The organism is Prevotella koreensis, from assembly GCF_003977605.1.
In the GTDB taxonomy this organism is placed as follows: Bacteria; Bacteroidota; Bacteroidia; order Bacteroidales; family Bacteroidaceae; genus Prevotella; species Prevotella koreensis.
In genome coordinates this window covers 630,756-649,143 of sequence record NZ_RYYU01000001.1, presented here as the reverse complement: position 1 = coordinate 649,143, position 18,388 = coordinate 630,756, and the positions used below count along the sequence as shown (strand labels likewise).

Below are 18,388 nucleotides of genomic sequence, written 5' to 3'. Positions count from 1 at the left end.
AATTGCATATATTAAGGATTTTTGCGAAATTCGCATATAAGTTGTGCATACGGATTATTGAACTTAGTGTGTTGGTTATTACTAAGTTACAAAACATCTTTTATATGCAACTTTTCTTGCATATTAATTTATCCTTTAATTTAATTCCGCCAACGAGTTATATAGTAAATAATACAGCAAATATAGTGAAAATACTAAGGAAATACATTTTTTTTGAAAAAAAACTTGTTTTTCTTGTTTTAAACAATATAAATTTATATATTTGTGGCAGAATATCTTATTCAGATAGCTAAAGGAACAATAAGGCTTTAATCGGTCTTGGATGCTAAGATAATAATGCTAAAAATAATAAAAACTTAAAATAAGATTCTATGGTACAGATACTTAAAAAGCTGGTGAAATTAGATGCATATAAATATGCCTATATATTTGTTATAGTTATTTTATTTGCAAGTTATTTTTCTGATGCGAATGCTCAAAAATCCTCGTATCAAAATAATTTGTCGATCAAAGAACAACTGAATAAGATGTTCGTTAAGATTAATCGTAAAATAGTGCCAACTGGTTTTCTTTTGGATTATGCAGAGGAATACGAGCAATTATCTAATTTCAGTCCTAACAAAAATGGGAATATAATACGGAAATGTGATTTGGGTACATATGTTAAATTAGTAGAAACATTACGTTCAGCATATCTTTTTGGCAATCCCTACAAGGGTTATGATAAAGCATATAGTGAAAATATTTCACAACAGAAAGACGGGACTATCGGATTGTGCGTATTATTCTACCAGTATTCACATATTAAAAAGGATGCTTTAAAAGATGGGTATATATCATATACTAATGGTGTGGTTGAATGTTACAGCCCCAAAGCTTATCAAACCCAAATGGTAGGTGCTGGAAGCATAATACAAAATACGTCTAATACAAATGATATAACATTTTACCTTCCTGAAAAGTTAATCCTCGCAAATGTAGGTATAAAAAATGTAGAATTGGATTACGGAAGTGGTTTTATGAGTGTATTGGGATCCAAAATAAAAGCTCACATTAGGAATGGACAGCACAATATAAAAATAAAGATTACTTCCGACGATGGGTATATAGGCATTTATACTACTACATTAAATGTCTGTAACACAATGGACATAAAGAAGAATACTAGGGCTTCAACATTCCTTCAGCCGATAGAAATTGCAGTGCAGGGAGATTCTTATAGAGGAATATCTACAACTGCAAATGTAACGATTATCCCTTCAAGGCTTGGGAACGGGAAAATATCAAAACCATTTATATTTGTTGAAGGGTTTAATCCCCAAACAAGCAATAACGCTCAAAGCGACCAGAGGTCTTTACTTTTTTACTATAGAGCTTGGTCTAAATTTATTACAGATAATGGATATGATTTCGTTTATATTGATTGGTGTACACCTGAAGAATATATTCAAGCGAACGCTTATACATTAATAAAGATAATAGAAACTATAAACAATATGTCTGCTCAAAACAGTGAACCAAGCCTTCTAATAGGCCACAGTATGGGTGGACTTGTAGCTAGATATGCTTTAAAAACAATGGAGAACAGAAACAAGCCACACCATGTGGGGACTTATGTCAGCTATGATGCTCCACATTTAGGAGCTAATGTTCCTATTGGGCTATTGCATGGCTTTTATGGAATAAGAAAATTTCTACAAGAAAAGAATTTGATAGATAAGCTTATTAAAAAGATACCAACTGCAAAGAGTTATTTAGAAATAGGTGAAAAATTGGCATATTCGACAGCTGCTCAACAGATGCTTTGTAATAGTATTGATGCTGCTGGACATTTAAATAACTCTCTACATGTACAATGGCAGGAGGAACTCAGGCAACTTGGCTTTCCTAATGGAGATAAAGGGAAAAACTTCCAAATGCTTGGTATTGCTAATAGCGATTATTCAACATCTAAAGTTCCTAGTTATTATATTAACCTTAATGCCAACGCTGGAACAGAATTAACATCTGATTGGATTTCACCATTGACAGGCCTAGTTATCGGAATTGGGTTGCAAGATGTAATTGCTGGATTGTTAGCATCTCTACCAGGAAGGACCTCGGCTGACTTTCAATTTGAATGCCTACCGGGGAAATCACAAGGACAGAGAGTAAATTATTTCAAACTTGCTTTAAAAAAGGATTTTTTATGGACCATCCCTATTAAGAAAAGTATATTTAAATATGAAGGCTTTAATAGTAGTCCTTTGCTGTATGATATATATCCATCCTCAAAATTCGATTTTAAAAAGATGGATATAGGTGATGGAGGAACAATTCCTTTTCTTGCTGATTATTGGTATTCATGGGGGATAAATATAAATATTCCATTTATCCCCACATCAAGTGCATTGGCATACAACGGTATTTCATTATCTCCTAGCTCTTTTACATTTAATATAGATAATACCCGAACTGCATTTGGTAACAATTTCTATCTTGAAACAAATGACACCTATAAACAACATATGTCTTTCTCTCAGAGTGCACAAAATTGGATATTATCCCACATAAATCAAACTGTTACAGGGCCTATTTTTGGGTATTCTGGAGCAAAGTACACTTTATCTGGAGCGAAAGGAACTGTTGTATGGAGTACGTCGGATGCATCAATTGGAACCATTAATCAAAATGGGATACTTACCGTATCTAAAAATGGTTGTGTATATGTAATTGGTGAAACTAATGGGATGAAGTTTAGCAAATTGGTATATATAGGAGTCCCAACTTATTTGCTTTCTTCCAAACATAAACCAGATGGTTTTGAAATTGAAGCAAAATGCATAGATGAAACCTACAAAGCCAATATTGATAATATAAATTCATCGTTAATATTTAGATGGGGAGTAAAATTTCCAAACAAAGATATACGATGGATTGATACCAATAGCCCATCAGTATTCATACCTATAGAAGACAAAGATGCTGTTGTATTTCTTAAAATTATAGACAGTAATGGAAAAGAATCTCTACTTCAATCTGTAAAGTGTACAGCGACGGATATTTTTTACGCATCAAATAATAGGCTGTTACTTGACGCAGCAAAAAAAATATACAAAGAAGATGGGACTACGTATTCATACAAATACGGCAAGATATACCTTACTAGAGATATTTCTTTGTCTAAAGAATATGAAGGTGACATCTGGACTTCTACGAAAGCTAAAGTATATAGCCCGTTTAATAGTACCTACATAATACCTGTGTCAAGAGGGGAAATGTCTATTAAAGATGTTCTTCCACAAGAAGAATTGGACTATATTACACACAACATGCAGGTTGATCATACATGCCTTTATACGATAGCATTGCTAAACCCGGAGGACAAGTTTATACAAATTATTCCTGTAACTATAAAAATAAAATAATATGTTCAAGCACATTTTAATTTTCTCTACAACATTGCTTATTACGTGTAGCTTGATAGGTTGTTCAAAAGATAAAGATGGAACCATCACTGTGTATGGATATGCTAGCGTTAATGGTGTCGCATATAAAGATTATGTGTCTATATATGATGCTTTCCACCCTGATCTTCCAATAAAGCCAACATTGTTCAATGGTGATAGATTAGGTGTTTATAACGATAGTATTTTTATTTTCCAATTTATGTTTAGAAGTATTCAAAGTCAAACACCATTATGGTTGTTTGGAGCTTTTCGTATCCCTCAAGGTGAAGTCTTTCCAAATTTGGATAAATCTTACCAATTATCAAAGAATTTAATGTACGATAAAGACAGAACTATCTTTGAAGATTTCTTGAAATATATACCAGTTTCTGAAAACAACAATGATAGTAGGGGTATCGCTATTATTATAGATTATAATAAGTTGCCATCAGCAACATCTATAGATGGCACTATTATTTTTAAGAAATTTAATAATAGAACTAAAAAGTTAGACGGTGAGATTTATCTCTATTCCAATGATGAATTCCCTATTTCATATAAGTTAGAGGGACATTTTTCTGATGTTTTATCCTATAACAAAGTACAATTACAATGAAAAAAAGTGTTTTTAGATTTATTCCGTTATTTGCTCTAATGTTTTTCTTTACAGCTTGCCATGACGATATTTACTCAGATATAACTAATGGCGGGAATGGTGTAGAGCATAATAGACAGCCTTTGGACAGTATGGATTTATACAATATCCAAATAGACAAGAGTACTATCCTGACTAATCTTATCCGCAATAATAATGGCAGATATTATCTCGACCTTACAGAACAGGATGCAGAAATTTTAGGTATAAAATCAGAGCTTTACAACAACGCTCTTCGAAATGTTGAGCAAATGAATAACAATAAATAATTTTTACAAATGTTTACAAATCGGTATGTTCAAGTTGTCATGAACTCTTTATTGACAACAGTATTAGCTTTATCTGTGGCATCATGCTCTAATGATGATGCTATACAAACAGAAACAACTCACAGTGAGAAACATGTTGCGTACGTTGCAACATTGAGTACAGAACAGCAAAAGTTGCTACTATCAACAGGAAATCCTTTTGGTAACGTCCAACAAAAGGATGCATGGACAACAACCATTGCATCTACAATTCCAACACGTTGGGGATTGTTTGACGATCCACGTATTTCAGTTTCTACAAGAGCAATTGGCATATATGGATTTTATCCTGCACAATATTGGACAATGCTTAGAGTGAAGTTCCTTAAGCTCCCTGGAAAGATAAAAGATGGGGCTATTCTTGCTATAGCAGAAATGGAAGAACAGACAAATGTACGTTTCTATAACTCTATAGAGGATCCGGAATACTATGAGCCATATCACATAAAACTTCCAAACATTGCTGTCAGAATGGATTCTGGTAGAGAAGGAAGCGGTAACTACGGCTTAGTAGGTGGTGAACAATATATAAATGTCCCAACAACTCTTGAGAATGCAGACGCAAATGAGATAAAGCGATTCTTCTTGCATGCATTCTGTAATGCTGCAGGAATGTTCAATGAACAACAGCGACCAGATCGTGATAATTACGTGAAAATTGATTTTAACAATGTCAAGGACAATTGCAAGTCGGCTTTTGATAAGATAAAGAGCAACTACACTACTATGGGAATGTTTGATATGTTCTCCATTACCCTTGCATCGTCAAAAGATTTCTCAAAGAATGGATTAAATACTATAACTACAAAAACGGGACTTGGTATTGCTATAAATTATACACTTTCTACACAGGATAAGGCTTTCCTGAATTCTCATTATCTACCTTACATAGCAAGAAAAGACAACTATGTTGAATTAGATGATGTGTATGATCAATCAGGCAGACGCCTAACAGAAGAAGAGCGTTTGCAGCTACAGAACCAAATAAATGCCCAAAGAGGACTTTATGGAGTTCCTCCTGCAAATGGTCGTACAGAGTTGGTAGACTGGTAATTAAAATTTGTCTTTATCTGCAAAACATTTGTTAGTTGTCCTCTATGTGTTACCATATTTGTAAGAGGAAATATGTAGTACACCCCCTAATTATGGTCAGTAATTCACATAACGAAATATCAAAATAGTATTTAATATATGTTAGAGGAATTGTCTTTTATTAGATAACATAGCGATGGAGGACAATATTTCTTTCTGTTTATGACAGAGCAAGAGAGTCTTTCTCTCTTTAGCTCACGATGGTTGGCTTCGATAGTCTCTTTGAGGTTATCGGAGCCGACTTCGTTTTGGAAAGGCTTGATTTCGGGAATAGATATAGAGACATTTATCTCTGCTGAAGCCTTTTCGAAATCTGCGCCATTCTTATTTGGGCAGATGATAAAACTGTTCTACAGCATATGATAGGATAGTAAATGATGGCATATACAAAAATGTTCTGTATTTATCAGAACTATAATTCTTTTAATAAATATTTTAACCGAGGCTCTTTTTTGATTCGTTCAATCTCAAAATCAACGAGGAAAAGTATATCCTGTTTGATTCTCTTATAATTGGCTTCGATAGCCTCTTTGAGGTTATCGGAGCTATTTTCGTTTCGGAATATATTGATTACAGGGATGGGCTGGTATGCTTTCATTTCGGCAGAAACTTTGGCACTATCCACCACAATCTCAGCGTGGAAAATCTTCTGCTCAATTCGCTCATCAAAGTTGTCGGACACAGCTCCTACAAACATACCTTGGGTAAGGTTGCTAATCTTACTGGCAGGAATCAAACTGTCCAACTGCGTAGATATGGACGTGGACTTATCGTTGCGGTTGATAGTCATTGATTGACGTTGCTGGAGGACTTTGCCAAAGCGTTCCGAGAGCGTTTTGGCTGTTTCTCCAACTACCTGCCCCGAGAACACATTACCAACGGTGTTTTGTATCACCTTGCTTTCTTTGTCTCCATAATCACGGGTTAACTGCGAAAAGTCCTGAAAACCCAGACACACTGCTACTTTATTACTTCGTGCAGTGGCAATCAGATTGTCCAAGCCACGGAAGTAGATTGTCGGTAACTCGTCGATAATAACTGAAGATTTGAGTTGCTTCTTCTTGTTGATGAGTTTTACGATACGGCTGTTGTAGAGTCCGAGTGCTGCTGAATAGATATTCTGGCGGTCTGGATTGTTTCCCACGACGAGGACTTTCGGCTCATTAGGGTTATTGATGTCAAGCGAGAAATCATCGCCTGTCATCACCCAATAAAGTGCAGGAGAAATCATACGTGATAGCGGTATCTTGGCACTGGCGATCTGTCCCTGCAACTGGTCCTGTGCTCCACCCTCCCATGCGTCCATAAAAGGAGAAAGATAATTGGCTAGTTCATCGTAGGAAGTGAGTATCGGAAATATCTGTGCATAGGGTCTGTTCAGAAACTCTATGGCGTGAGGAAAAGTGCAATACTTCCCATTCTCATAGATTTTCAGAAACCAGATGATGGCTGCCAGCAAGATAATCGGTGACTCCACAAAGAAGTCTCCCTGCTTTTGTATCCACGAACGGTTGAGGTTGAGCATGATGGTGTAGGCACTCTCATAGGCATCCGATATATCCGTCATAAATGCTGGATTAATGGGGTTGCAACGATGCGACTTTCTCGGATCATCGAAGTTGATGACATAAAACTGCGGTTTCACCTTATAAGCATCCAAATGCCGAAGCAGATGATTGTAAGCAATCTCGGAAAGGTCGGGAAACTTGTAGTCGTAGATATACATGGCAAAGCCTTTTTCAATCTGCTGCTTGATATAGTTGTTCACAATGGCGTAAGACTTGCCAGAACCCGGAGTTCCGAGCACCATCGAGGCACGAAATGGATTGACCACGTTAATCCAACCTTTGTTCCACTTCTTCTTATAGTAAAAACGTGTAGGCAGATTGACAGAATACTCATTCTCCATCAGTCGGGTTTCCTGCATGAAGCTTTCATTTTCCGTGTTGAACACATCGTCCATCAGGTTGTTTTTGAGTAAACGGCTCATCCATACACCTCCCATCAGCAGACAGATATAGCCCACAGAGAGCGTGAAGATATAAAGCGAGGCTGCACCGACCTTACCGATCGGCAATGCTAAGAGCCACCAGTTGAGGAAGAAAAGCACAAAACCGGAGAAAAGTATTGTCCAAATCTTCGGCCACGTGATTTTCTCTTCCTTCACGCCTTTTGTCCCCAAACAGGACAGTGCAAGGAATACCACACAAAAGAGTTTCGTCCAAAGTATGGACGAGAACAAGCCCGCCGTGTGTTGGAAATTCATCAGAATTCTGTTGACGACGCCGAGTGTAAAATGCCACTGCTGAAATGCCTCGTAGCAGAACCAATAACAGTTGGTAAGTAGGAATATCACTGATATGCCCCGCATAAAGTCCATCACCTTACCCAATGCCCTTAAATCATCTTCTTGTGCCATAATCGTATTGCTTTTATATTTGTTGTATTATCGTTATTTGAATTGCGTTTGAATACTGTTCAAACAAAATTTGAAATACCTACTTATCTTTTCCTCCGTCTGAGATTGACTTTGCTTTGCCTGCGAAGTTTACGCTGCCAAGCCGCTTCTTTCCAATCATCGTTGTTCGTAGATGTGGATGGGTCGCCCATCATGTCCTCGATTAGTTCATTGACAAGGTTGTCACCTTCCTCAGCATTGGATTGTAAAGGTTGGCCAGTTGCCGATTGTTCCAAACGAGCAAACGGACTGCCATACAGCGTTTCGTCCAAGAATGAGTTATGAGCAGGATTGGAAAAATAGCCATTGAATACATTGGCGGCATATCCCTTGCCCAATCTGGAACCATTGAGTGCAACACCCTGCTCGTCATCAATAAAGGTAATGCCGTAAATTCTTCCATTATCATTCTTTCGGATTACCACACGCAAGCCTTGTTCCTCCAATCTTTGCCGAAGTTCTTTCTCCGTATTGGGAGAGGTACGCATTGTTTGTAACACCTTGTTCCTTATGGTTGGTATCAGCGGCTTGATGGCTCGTTTTGATTTCTGCATCCTGTTCTGCACGGCAGTATAGCCCACACCACGGCCGATGTCCGAGGCATGGATGGGTGTGCTTACTTTATTGTTCTTGTCATCTGTCGGAACATAGACCAGTCCGTCATACTTCTTTCCCCGAAACTCCGTCTTCACTTCTTCTACGGCAAGGTTATATTTGTTCAGAATGGCATTCAGTTCGCCCAATGAACAGAACTTATAATGCTTCAGCACCATGCGGATAACGCTTGCCACCTGCTCCTTGATGTTTCCTCTATCAATATCCACCTTGGGCGTTTCTGTTTCCACCTTACCGCTAACCTTTGAACTTGGAATGAGACCAAATTTTCTTTCCAAAGCATCGGTAATTTGCTTGCTCCGCCGTTTCTCGAAACGGTCGTTGATCTTTCGTCCTTCATCATCCACACGAAGTGACACAATGTGGATATGCTCACGGGCGATGTCGTTGTGCTTGAACACGATATAGGGTTGCTTGCCGTAGCCGAGTGCCTCCATATACTCCTTGGCAATCTGCGTGAGTGTTTCATCTGAGAGCTTCTCGTCTGGATGCGGGTTAAGGGAACAATGGAACACCGTCTTCTTCGTTCGGCATTTCTTGGGTATCAATGCCTCCATGTCGGCAAGCACGTCCTCCATCGTATAACGTCCCTCTCTGTCCTGATACAACTCAGCGGCAAGGAGAATGCTTGCTTCCCCTTTCTCCACCTTTTTGAAGTTATAGCCGAGTGCCCCTCCAAGGTTTTCCGTGGCAGAAATCTTGGCAATCATTTCTTGCGGTAGTCTATGGTCAGACGGATAGCCTGTTCTTGCAAGACAATGATTTGAGCCGACAACTCCTCCAACTTTTCAAGTAGGATTTGTGCTGTCTTTACGCTATGATAGCTGTTGATGGCACGCACGGTCTGATTATATAGCACGCCAATCTTATGGATTTGTGCCGTCAATTCTGAGAGCTTCCGGTAATATTCCACTGCGGATTTATCCACCGTAATCACCTTGAAACTCTCTCCAAGAATACGACCACGCACGAAATCTGACTTTGTTTCTGCACCCGAACGCTGAAACAAATCGATTGCCCGTTGCTGGTCTTTGGGGTTGGGCAACCGTACATGCCAGTTGTCCCAACGGGGCTTTTCCGCTTGTTTTCGTTCTGAACCGTGTTCCGTGTCCTTATTCATGTCCCTTCTGTTTTTTAATTACGACTTTGGAGTAATTCATCTCCCCTTCGGGGCAAGGGTCTTTGTGGTACAAACGGCGGTTTGTGTTACAAAGACACACCTTGCCAATATCAAGAGTTGATACGATTGAAGTATCCACCCTTTTGGGGTGTCTGCTTCGGGATATTACCTCCATGTATTATTCTCGCCTGCAAAGTTACGGCGGATTTTCAAATATCTCATTATCAGCGACATTCACTCTTTTTCCTTGCATCTCCCTGTACTTCACAGGTAGTTGAAATTTAGGATAAAACCTTGTTATTTTGCAAGCAGATTCAGTTGAAAGACAGCTTGAAACCTATATGGATGAAGAGTCCAAAATAATGATTTCAACTTCAAAAATCTCAATCAAGAAAGGTTTGAACTGCGGAGGGTTTTATGTTTTTGAGCTGAGTCAAAATTGAGCTGGGTCAAAACCAGACTTTTAGGTCGAGTCAAAAATATGGTTTCAACAACAAATATGACATGACTTGTCAGTCAAGATATACATTAGCTTATAACATAAGTAACAACCGACTATGAATATGGAAAAGAAAAAAAACAATCCCATCTATCTGGGTTTCGCCTCACAGAAAGGAGGAGTGGGCAAAAGCAGTCTTGCCGAAGTGCTGGCATCCATTCTGTACTACGAGAAGAACATCTCCCTTGCCGTCGTGGATTGCGACGGTACGCAGGAATCTTTCTACAAACTCCGCGAACGCGACAGAGACCTCATCGAGTCCTCACCCGAACTGGGCAAGGAACTTCACGAGCGCCTGTCCCGCTACGGCAAGAAATCGTATCATATCATCAGAAGCAAACCAGAAAGAGCCGTTTCCGATGTCATGAAATACTTTCGTAAAATGAAGACGGCACCGCAACTGATTATCTTTGACTTTCCTGGTCATGCCCTTACCAGTGCCATGATGGATTTGTCCATTACGATGGACTACATCATCTCACCTATAGAAGCCGACCCACAGTCGCTGGCATCGAGTTTTGCATACGCCAAGACAATCAGGGATTTGGGCATCGGTTTCGAAGGCTCACGCATTCAGGACTTCTTCCTGCTTTGGAACAAAATCAACCGCAGTGCCAGTACCACGGTCATCGACCTGTTCAGTCAGAATGCTGAGGAGCAGGGACTGCCGATTTTCGATACCCGTATCTATAACTCCGTCCGCTTCAGCAGGGAATTGGCACAAGGGGGTGTCAAAGGTGTATTCCGCTGCTCCTACCTACCCCCTGCACCGGCCCTCCGCCCTCAGACTGGAGTGGATGAGTGGGTAAAGGAGGTCATGGAGAAACTCAACCTGAAAACTGAGAACGGCGTATGAAATCACTGAAAGAGCAACGTGAAAAGCTGCTTCAAGCGAAATTGGAGGAGATGGCAGACATTGGTGTCAAGAAGCGCACAGAGGAGAACACACCAGACTTTGACGACCCCATTGATTTGGATGATGATTCAGACTCTGTGGAAGAAGATGCAAGTGCCTCTCTTTCTAAAATTGACGAACAGGAGGAAATACCGGAAGAAACTTCGTTTAATGGCAGCAATGCCAAAATAGCGCCGCCCTCGAAAAGAAAGAGAAATGCCAGAACGAAGGATTCTTCCCCAGCAATGGACTTTCCTGACTACGAACAGCGATTTCTGACGGGTGTCCGCAACGGGCGCAACAAGTCGGGCTTCAGTATCCATACTGAGATACTCCAGATACTGCGTGATGTGCTGAACGACATCAGATCGGAGGCTTCCATCACGGGGTATATTGAGAATATCCTTCTCGATCATTTGAAAACGTATCAGGATTTGTTGAACCATACCGCCTCACAGCGCAGGCGCGATAAGATCATAGACTTATGATAATAGATATATTGTTGGGCATATTGCTCCTGCTGGGGATTGCATGGGTGACCCTCGGCATCGCATATCTCTGGAGGCTGTTCCAAGACTCTACAACCCAATCGGGGGAAAACAACCCGAACCGGAAAGGAAACAGGCAAGGCGAACGTCCAAAGCCTTCTGTTTCCCAAGAGCAGATTGACAATGCCCGCCATCTTTTGGTGGGCAGGAGTAAACCTTTCGTTTCCCCGTCTATCTCCAAAGTTCCCGCTGTTTCCTCAACTGAAAATCCAGCCGATAATCCCAATACCTTTGCAGCGGAAAACTCACTGGTGCCCGAAGAAACAGAAGATGCGGAAGGCACGGAAGAGGACAACGAGCTGCAGGTTGACTACACAATGGACGAATCTGACGAAGACAGCATCGTTCGTGAAGAGCTGCAAATCGCTGACGCTGCTTTACCCGAAGTCTCACCCTCCGCTATTCTTGCAAGGGAAGTAGTCCGTATTACCGGCTGGCACAAGAATGACGATGCGCTTTATGAGGAAAACGAAGCAGAGGTGCAGAATATGCTGCAAAGCATACGGGGCACGCAGCTTATGGACTATATCAAGGAGGCAACGCTCAAGCAGGAGAAAGACCATCAAAAGCTACTTGCTGCCATTCGCAAAACGGAGGAAGCGGAATTAGAGGAAAGTAATATTAGCTCTTCTTCTGACTTTGAAACGAACTCAAACGTAGAGAGCAGCAACAGCGATGTTTCGGAAGATGACGAGCATCCACTTTCATACTATCTGTAAAAATAGTGTTTGTTCATATTGTACCGTGATCGAGGGGTGGCTCAAAAGTAAAACAATCAACCAATATCAGTCATACGATAAAACCGAGCCACCCCTTACCATCTCTACCCAAAAGAAAACAATTCATTTAACAACTTAAAAATAAACAGAACAATGGACAAAAAGAAAATCATGATGCTGTTCCTGCTGACGGCTACTGCCATAGGAGCGTATGCACAGGGCAACGGCATTGCCGGAATCAATGAAGCAACGAAAATGGTAACCTCCTACTTCGACCCCGGCACGAAACTCATCTATGCCGTAGGGGCGGTAGTGGGGTTGATAGGAGGAATAAAAGTGTACAACAAGTTCTCAAGTGGTGACCCCGATACGAGCAAGACAGCAGCCTCTTGGTTCGGTGCGTGTATCTTCCTCATCGTGGCTGCCACTATCCTGAGAAGTTTCTTCCTGTAAGGCGATGGCTGCATTTGAAATCAACAAGGGTGTAGGCCGGACGGTAGAGTTCAAGGGCTTAAAGGCGCAGTACCTCTTCCTCTTTGCAGGAGGGCTGCTGGCAGTCTTCATTCTCGTGGTCATTCTCTATCTCTGCGGCATCAGTCAGATAGCCTGTCTTGTCATAGGTGTAGTGGGTGCCACCATAGTGGTGTGGCAAACGTTCACCATGAACAGAAAGTACGGGCAGTACGGACTGATGAAGAAAGGAGCAGTGCGTATGCACCCACGCTACCTTGTGAACCGCCGTACGGTCTGCCACCTTATCCGTAACCTTCAACCAAAGAAAGCGAAGAAATGAGAAATAAAAGCAAGATAACCACCTTGGAATCTAAGTTTCCACTGCTCTCCATAGAGCAGGGCTGTCTGGTGAGCAAAGATGCTGACATCACGGTGGCTTTCCGTGTGGAGCTGCCCGAACTCTTTACCGTCACCTCTACAGAATACGAAGCAATGCACTCTGCCTGGCATAAGGCAATCAAGGTGCTACCCAATTACAGCATCGTACACAAGCAGGACTGGTTCATCAAGGAGGACTACCAAGGAAAGCTCTCCGATGGCGGACTGAGCTTCCTTGCCCGTTCCTCTAAACGGCATTTCAACGAACGTCCGTATCTCCACCACTCAGTCTATCTCTTCCTTACCAAGACCAACAAGCAGCGCATGGCACAGCAGAGCAACTTCTCTTCACTCTGCCGTGGACACCTGCTGCCCAAGGAAATCACCAACAAAGACGAAGTGATGAAGTTCATGGAAGCCGTCGATCAGTTCGAGCGCATCATCAACGACACCGAGCAGATAAGAATTGTCCGCATGACAGAAGAGGAATTGATAGGTACAAAGGAAAAAGGCGGTCTCTTGGATCGTTATTTCTCCCTCTCGGAAGAAGGACACGCCTCATTGGAGGACATCCGCTTGGGAGCAGACCTTGTGCGTGTGGGCGACAATATGCTTTGTCTACACACACTCTCCGACACGGATGACCTGCCGACAACGGTCAGCACGGATAGTCGGTATGAGCGACTATCAACAGACAGGAGCGATTGTCGTCTTTCCTTTGCCTCTCCCGTAGGGTTGATGCTACCCTGCAACCATATCTATAACCAGTACCTCTTCATCGAGGATAGCGATGTCAACTTGGAACGCTTCGAAAAGCAGGCAAGGAATATGCACTCGCTGGCACGCTACAGCCGTAGCAACCAAATCAACGAGGAGTGGATACAGGAGTATCTCAATATTGCCCATTCACAGGGACTGACCTCTATCCGTGCTCACTTCAACGTGCTGGCATGGAGTAGCGATAAGGAAGAACTTCGCCAGATTAAGAATGACGTGGGCTCTGCACTTGCTCTTATGGAATGCCACCCTCGTCACAATACCATTGATGCGGCAACGCTCTACTGGGCGGGTATTCCCGGCAATGCGGCAGACTTTCCTGCAGAAGAGTCATTCTATACTTTCATCGAGCCTGCCCTCTGCTTCTTTACGGCAGAGACGAACTACAAGGACTCGCTCTCTCCCTTCGGCATCAAGATGGCTGACCGTCTTTCGGGCAAGCCTATCCATTTGGATATTTCTGACCTGCCGATGAAGAAAGGTGTGATTACCAACCGAAACAAATTCATCTTGGGTCCTTCGGGAAGTGGCAAGAGTTTCTTTACCAACCACATGGTACGCCAGTATTACGAGCAAGGGGCGCACGTCCTCTTGGTCGATACAGGAAACTCGTATCAGGGATTGTGCGAACTTATCCACCGCAAGACCAAGGGAGAGGATGGTGTTTATTTCACCTACACTAATGAAAGTCCGATATCCTTCAACCCTTTCTATACGGATGATTACTTCTTCGATGTAGAGAAAAGGGAGAGTATCTGTACGCTGCTGCTCACGCTCTGGAAGAGTGCAGATGAGCATATTACTAAGACCGAGGCTGGTGAACTTGGTTCTGCCGTAAACTCCTATATCGAGCTGATATGTGCTGACCACAGCGTTACGCCCTGTTTTAATACCTTCTATGAGTATCTGCGAGACGTCTATCGCAAGGATATGGAGAAACGGGACATCAAGGTAACACTCTCGGACTTCAATATCAACAATCTCCTGACAACCCTCAAGCAATACTACCGAGGGGGACGTTACGATTTCCTATTGAACTCGGACAAGAACATCGACTTGCTCAGTAAACGCTTCATCGTCTTCGAGATTGATCAAGTGAAGGACAACAAAGACCTCTTCCCCGTGGTGACGATTATCATCATGGAAGCTTTCATCAACAAGATGCGAAGACTCAAAGGTATCAGGAAAATGATACTCATTGAAGAAGCGTGGAAAGCCATTGCTTCGGCTAACATGGCAGACTATATAAAATATTTGTACAAGACGGTGAGAAAGTATTTCGGGGAAGCCATTGTCGTGACGCAGGAGGTGGACGATATCATCCAGTCTCCGATTGTCAAGGAGAGCATCATCAACAACTCCGACTGCAAGATACTGCTCGACCAGCGCAAGTACATGACTAAGTTCGATGGTATACAGGCGATGCTCGGCTTGTCGGAAAAGGAAAAGAGCCAGATACTATCCATCAACCAGAACAACGACCCTAACCGACTCTACAAGGAAGTGTGGATAGGTCTGGGCGGTATGCAGAGTGCAGTCTATGCCACGGAAGTGAGCATGGAGGAATACCTGACCTACACCACGGAGGAAACCGAGAAGGTGGAGGTAATGAACAGGGCGGCACAGCTTGGTGGGGATATCGAAACGGCTATCCGGCAGCTTGCACAAGAGAAACGGGCTGCACGAAATCGTTAATCGGACAAGACATGTAAAAAATGTATTGGTTTAGCCAAACGTGGATAAACAATTGGACAAACGTGTCCAATCAATTAGACAGTCGTGTCCAAATACTTGGACTAACTTGTCCAACTTATCCCTATAACAGCAAGCTGAATAGACATCCCTTAGTGGACATTCAGACAAACATAGTATTCACATCATAAACAAAAAGAACAATGAAAACAAGAATTTTAATGCTGCTGATGGGCATCGTCCTTTTATTCAGCGGAAAGGCCCACGCACAGTGGGTGGTGACTGATCCCGGTAACTTCGCCGGCAACATCGTCAATTCGGTCAAGGAGATAGCCACCGCCTCCAAGACGGTGAAGAACACCTTGGACGGATTCAAGGAGGTGGAAAAACTCTACAACGACACCAAGAAGTATTACGATGCGCTTAAGAAGGTGAACAATCTCATCGGAGATGCCTACAAGGTCAAGGAGTGCATCCTGATGGTGGGCGACATCTCGGAGATTTACGTCACCTCGTATAAGAAAATGCTCTCGGACAAGAACTTCCGCCCTTCCGAACTCGCGGCGATGGCTTCGGGCTATGCCAAGCTTCTGGAGCAGAGCGGTGAGAGTCTTAAGGAACTAAAGTCCATTGTTAAGAGTAATGTCTTCTCGATGAACGACCACGAACGAATGCAGGCCATTGACCGCATTTATACCACGCTTAGGGAAAACCGCTCGCTCGTGTCATACTACACAAGGAAGAACATCTCCGTGAGCTATGTGCGTGCAAGGGAGAAGAACAACCTTGCCTCTGTTAAGGCACTCTATGGTAATACGGCAAGCAGGTATTGGTAAATCCACAGACAAAAAAAGAACTTGAAAGAACTTTCATAAAACACTTTTGCTTATGGATTTTGCCAGTTTACATGAGCTACTACGCTCCACCTATGACGAGATGATGCCGCTCTGTGCCCAGATGACAGGCATTGCCAAGGGTATTGCAGGCTTGGGTGCACTCTTTTATATTGCCCTTCGGGTATGGGCTTCCATAGCCCGTGCCGAGGCGATAGACGTCTTTCCCCTTCTCCGTCCCTTTGTCTTGGGTTTCTGCATCATGTTCTTCCCGACAGTCGTACTGGGTACGATGAATGCCGTTCTCTCGCCCGTAGTGCAGGGAACGGAAAGCATGGTGCACCAACAGGAGACCAACTTGGCGGAGCTTACCGCCAAACGTAACCGTCTGCAGGAGGAAGCCTACCTGCGCAATCCCGAAACAGCCTACTTGGTATCCAACGAGAAGTTCGACCAAAAGATAGAGGAGATGGGTATCATCGGACCTGAAGATGCCGTGACGATAGCGGGTATGTATGCCGAGCGTGCTGCCTATCAGACCAAGCAGTGGGTGATGAAAATGGTGCACGACCTCATGGAGCTGCTGTTCCATGCCGCAGGACTTATCATCGACACGCTACGCACCTTCATACTCATCGTTCTTGCCATCCTCGGTCCGATAGTCTTCGGCATTGCCGTGTGGGACGGGTTGTCGGGTTCGCTCACGGCTTGGTTCTCACGCTATATCTCTGTCTACCTGTGGCTGCCTGTCAGCTCTATCCTTACGGCACTGCTTACGAAGATACAGGTGCTGATGGTACAGAAGGACATCGAAGCGCTCAGTGACCCCAACTACCTGCCTGATTCGGGGACGTGGTACTACATCGTCTTCTTCCTCATCGGCATCGTGGGCTACTTCTGCGTTCCCACCGTTGCAGGCTGGATTATCGAAGCAGGAGGTGGTATCGGCTCATACGGTCGCAACGTCAATCAGACTGCACAGCGTGGCGCACAGGGTGCATACACGGGTGGTAAATATGTGGCAGGCGGAGCGGGTGCCGCTATCGGCAACGTGGGCGGACGCATCAAGGGAGCGTTGCTCAAAGGGAAATGAAACAAGCCGCATAATGGACACTAAGCCCCTCGATTTGTACCCCACTTGTGGGGTATCGTAAGGGGGGCACTAGTGGGGTACGAGCACACCCCACGAGTGTGGTGCGGAAAGGGATGTTAATGGGTGGAAAATCCCGTACCCTTACTCTGCTACCAAACAACGATTACAGATTAAACAGAAAGAACATTAAACAAAAAGAAATGGAATTTAAATCACTCAGAAATATCGAGACCTCATTCAGGCAGATACGGCTCTATGCCTTTGTCTTTGCCATCGTCTGCGTGGCAGTAAGCGGTTATGCTGTCTATGCCTCGTACAGCTTCGCTAAGGAACAGCGGGAGAAAATCTATGTACTTGACCAGGGAAAGTCACTCATGCTTGCCCTCAGTCAGGATGCAAGCCGAAACCGTCCCGTGGAGGCAAGAGAACACGTACGTCGTTTCCATGAGCTGTTCTTTACCATTGCGCCTGACAAGGATGCCATTGAGAAGAACATGGAGCGTGCCTTTGTACTGTGTGACAAGTCGGCTTTCAACTATTACAAGGACTTGGCGGAGAAGGGCTATTATAACCGTGCCATATCGGGCAATGTCAATCAGCGCATAGAGGTGGACTCTATCCACTGCAACTTTAATACTTACCCTTATGCGGTAACGACCTATGCACGGGAGTTTATCGTCCGCCAGAGTAATGTTACAGAGCGTAGTCTCATTACGACCTGTACGCTGCAGAACTCTGTCCGTTCGGACAACAACCCGCAAGGCTTCCTGATGGAGAACTTCCTCGTCAAGGAGAACAGAGACATACAGACTTATAAACGGTAAG

Annotated in this window: 16 protein-coding genes; 13 read left to right on the top strand and 3 right to left on the bottom strand. The window is 43.1% G+C overall.

The window, feature by feature from the left end; translation table 11 throughout:
- The first annotated feature begins 371 nt into the window (after positions 1 to 371).
- Genes EHV08_RS02805 through EHV08_RS02790 form a run of 4 tightly spaced genes read left to right on the top strand, consistent with a single transcriptional unit; the run spans position 372 to position 5,444 of the window.
- Positions 372 to 3,407, top strand: coding sequence for an esterase/lipase family protein (locus EHV08_RS02805; RefSeq protein WP_126677880.1), 3,036 nt, complete (start codon positions 372 to 374; stop codon positions 3,405 to 3,407).
- Between the two features lies 1 nt (position 3,408).
- The gene (locus EHV08_RS02800; RefSeq protein ID WP_004364917.1) at positions 3,409 to 4,044 is read left to right on the top strand and encodes a hypothetical protein; all 636 of its coding nucleotides are present in this window, start codon (positions 3,409 to 3,411) and stop codon (positions 4,042 to 4,044) included.
- Complete coding sequence (locus EHV08_RS02795) at positions 4,041 to 4,352, top strand: hypothetical protein (protein ID WP_004364918.1); 312 nt, start codon at positions 4,041 to 4,043, stop codon at positions 4,350 to 4,352. Before EHV08_RS02800 ends, EHV08_RS02795 begins: the two co-directional genes overlap by 4 nt.
- 39 nt (positions 4,353 to 4,391) lie before the next feature.
- Positions 4,392 to 5,444, top strand: a complete 1,053-nt coding sequence (locus EHV08_RS02790) for a M12 family metallopeptidase (RefSeq protein WP_148301612.1) — start codon at positions 4,392 to 4,394, stop codon at positions 5,442 to 5,444.
- Between the two features lie 451 nt (positions 5,445 to 5,895).
- On the opposite strand, the gene mobC is transcribed toward EHV08_RS02790, so the two are convergent.
- From mobC to EHV08_RS02770, 3 genes are all read right to left on the bottom strand, one after another.
- Positions 5,896 to 7,902 carry a conjugal transfer protein MobC gene (gene mobC, locus EHV08_RS02780; RefSeq protein ID WP_126677879.1) on the bottom strand — a complete coding sequence of 669 codons (2,007 nt, stop codon included), beginning with the start codon at positions 7,900 to 7,902 and terminating at the stop codon, positions 5,896 to 5,898.
- An 83-nt stretch (positions 7,903 to 7,985) separates the two neighbouring features.
- Positions 7,986 to 9,266 carry a conjugal transfer protein MobB gene (mobB, locus tag EHV08_RS02775; protein WP_126677878.1) on the bottom strand — a complete coding sequence of 427 codons (1,281 nt, stop codon included), beginning with the start codon at positions 9,264 to 9,266 and terminating at the stop codon, positions 7,986 to 7,988.
- Positions 9,263 to 9,676, bottom strand: a complete 414-nt coding sequence (locus EHV08_RS02770; protein WP_004353762.1) for a plasmid mobilization protein — start codon at positions 9,674 to 9,676, stop codon at positions 9,263 to 9,265. Before EHV08_RS02770 ends, mobB begins: the two co-directional genes overlap by 4 nt.
- Before the next feature lie 557 nt (positions 9,677 to 10,233).
- Between EHV08_RS02770 and EHV08_RS02765 the strand changes: the two genes are divergently transcribed.
- From EHV08_RS02765 to traK, 9 genes are all read left to right on the top strand, one after another.
- A complete protein-coding gene (locus tag EHV08_RS02765) occupies positions 10,234 to 11,031 on the top strand; it encodes a ParA family protein (protein ID WP_100356154.1) in 798 nt (265 codons plus the stop codon).
- Positions 11,028 to 11,558, top strand: a complete 531-nt coding sequence (locus EHV08_RS02760; RefSeq protein ID WP_126677877.1) for a DUF3408 domain-containing protein — start codon at positions 11,028 to 11,030, stop codon at positions 11,556 to 11,558. The genes EHV08_RS02765 and EHV08_RS02760 overlap by 4 nt, the downstream gene beginning before the upstream one ends.
- On the top strand, positions 11,555 to 12,337 hold the full coding sequence (locus EHV08_RS02755; protein ID WP_126677876.1) for a hypothetical protein: 783 nt from the start codon (positions 11,555 to 11,557) through the stop codon (positions 12,335 to 12,337). Before EHV08_RS02760 ends, EHV08_RS02755 begins: the two co-directional genes overlap by 4 nt.
- A gap of 153 nt (positions 12,338 to 12,490) precedes the next feature.
- Positions 12,491 to 12,790, top strand: coding sequence for a DUF4134 domain-containing protein (locus EHV08_RS02750; protein WP_004343295.1), 300 nt, complete (start codon positions 12,491 to 12,493; stop codon positions 12,788 to 12,790).
- Between the two features lie 4 nt (positions 12,791 to 12,794).
- Complete coding sequence (locus EHV08_RS02745; protein ID WP_008566149.1) at positions 12,795 to 13,130, top strand: DUF4133 domain-containing protein; 336 nt, start codon at positions 12,795 to 12,797, stop codon at positions 13,128 to 13,130.
- Complete coding sequence (locus tag EHV08_RS02740; RefSeq protein WP_126677875.1) at positions 13,127 to 15,640, top strand: TraG family conjugative transposon ATPase; 2,514 nt, start codon at positions 13,127 to 13,129, stop codon at positions 15,638 to 15,640. The genes EHV08_RS02745 and EHV08_RS02740 overlap by 4 nt, the downstream gene beginning before the upstream one ends.
- Positions 15,641 to 15,840: 200 nt before the next feature.
- Positions 15,841 to 16,473, top strand: coding sequence for a DUF4141 domain-containing protein (locus tag EHV08_RS02735; protein WP_004346336.1), 633 nt, complete (start codon positions 15,841 to 15,843; stop codon positions 16,471 to 16,473).
- A 52-nt stretch (positions 16,474 to 16,525) separates the two neighbouring features.
- Positions 16,526 to 17,563, top strand: a complete 1,038-nt coding sequence (gene traJ, locus EHV08_RS02730) for a conjugative transposon protein TraJ (RefSeq protein WP_100355972.1) — start codon at positions 16,526 to 16,528, stop codon at positions 17,561 to 17,563.
- Positions 17,564 to 17,763: 200 nt separating this feature from the next.
- Complete coding sequence (gene traK, locus EHV08_RS02725) at positions 17,764 to 18,387, top strand: conjugative transposon protein TraK (protein WP_100356173.1); 624 nt, start codon at positions 17,764 to 17,766, stop codon at positions 18,385 to 18,387.
- The last annotated feature ends 1 nt before the right edge of the window (position 18,388 follow it).